The organism is Natrinema pallidum DSM 3751, from assembly GCF_000337615.1.
GTDB classification, from domain to species: Archaea; Halobacteriota; Halobacteria; order Halobacteriales; family Natrialbaceae; genus Natrinema; species Natrinema pallidum.
In genome coordinates, this window is sequence record NZ_AOII01000076.1 from 1 (window position 1) to 1,487 (window position 1,487).

Here is a 1,487-nt window from a genome sequence, read left to right on the forward strand (position 1 = left end):
GCGTGGGCCTCCTCGCTCAGGTTGAACTCGTCGTCCTCGTCGTGGAAGGCGTTCTCGCCGTCAGCGGTGAACAGCGAGAGGTGGGTGTGCATTCCCGAGCCGTTGATGCGCGGGATCGGTTTGGGCATGAACGTCGCGTGCAGGTCGTGTTGAGCGGCGATGGCGCGGACGACCGTTCGGAATGTCCCGACGTTGTCGGCCGTCGAGAGCGCGTCGTCGTAGGTGAAGTTGATCTCGTGTTGGCCCTCGGCGACCTCGTGGTGACTGGCCTCGACCTCGAAGCCCATCTCCTCGAGTCCGTAGATAATGTCCCGGCGAACGTCGCTCGCGAGGTCCTTCGGCGCGAGGTCGAAGTAGCCGCCGGCGTCGTTCGTCATGGTCGTGGCGCGGCCGTCGTCGTCCTCCTCGAACAGGAAGAACTCCGGCTCCGGGGCGGCGTTGACCTTGTACCCNGGTCGTGGCGCGGCCGTCGTCGTCCTCCTCGAACAGGAAGAACTCCGGCTCCGGGGCGGCGTTGACCTTGTACCCCATCTCGTCGGCGCGCTCGAGCGCGTTCTTGAGCACGCGGCGCGGATCGCCCTCGAAGGGGTCGCCGGTCGAGGTATCGATGACGTCACAGATCATCCGGGCGGACGCCCCATCCTCGCGGTTCTGCCATGGCAGTACCGCGAACGTCTCGGGGTCGGGCTTGAGGCGCATGTCCGACTCCTGAATGCGAACGAAGCCTTCGATCGAGGAGCCGTCGAAGTAGATGCCTTCGGTAAACGCTTTCTCGGCCTGTCTGGCCGGCACGGAGACGTTCTTGACCGTTCCCAGAATGTCGGTGAATTGCAGCCGAAGGAAGTCGATGTCTTCCGCCTCGATTTCGTCCAGTACCTCCTCTTCCGCAGCGGTTAGGTTCCCGTTCGTCATCTTCTACTCGAGTATGCAAACGGATTCTACTATTAAAGCTCTACTGTTGTTGGCGAATATCCGCAAATGTCATTAGCAGTGTCCAAATGTGTTTTACGATCCGGCATATGCGGCCGAAGACTGATATCGGACGAAATCGGCGACGAAAGTGAAAGCACGTTTCGGAAGCTCCGGAATCACCGTCAGTAATTTTCCCAACGGTCGGGGACAGATGCCGTTCGACGAATCGGCTACGGATCGGGGTATCCTCGGATACCGGTGGTCGCCCCGACGCCGACGAACGCGGCCAGACTCGAGAACCCGACATCGACGCTCGCCCGCCAGACCATCGTCGACGCGTGGATCGTTCGCTGCCACGCCGCCAGCGGTCCCGTCGCTGCCCGGTCGCGTGACGACCCGGTCGACCGCGGTCGCTTCGTGAGCGTCGTCCCACATTCGGGACAGACGTACGCGACGCACTGATCGCGGGGGTCCACCAGCCAGTTGCCGTCGACCGGACTCGAGTGGTCACACTCCCAGCAAAACAGCGTCGCTTTCCGCTGGACCGACACACCGTCGTCGCGGTCAGTTGCGGG

At 62.7% G+C, this 1,487-nt stretch carries 1 protein-coding gene and 1 pseudogene; both read right to left on the reverse strand.

The window, feature by feature from the left end; translation table 11 throughout:
- A pseudogene (locus tag C487_RS12600) lies at positions 1–912 on the reverse strand (glutamine synthetase family protein); the annotation flags it as partial.
- 230 nt (positions 913–1,142) lie between these two features.
- A partial coding sequence (locus tag C487_RS12605) for a hypothetical protein (protein WP_006186163.1) occupies positions 1,143–1,487 on the reverse strand: 345 nt, incomplete at its 5' end.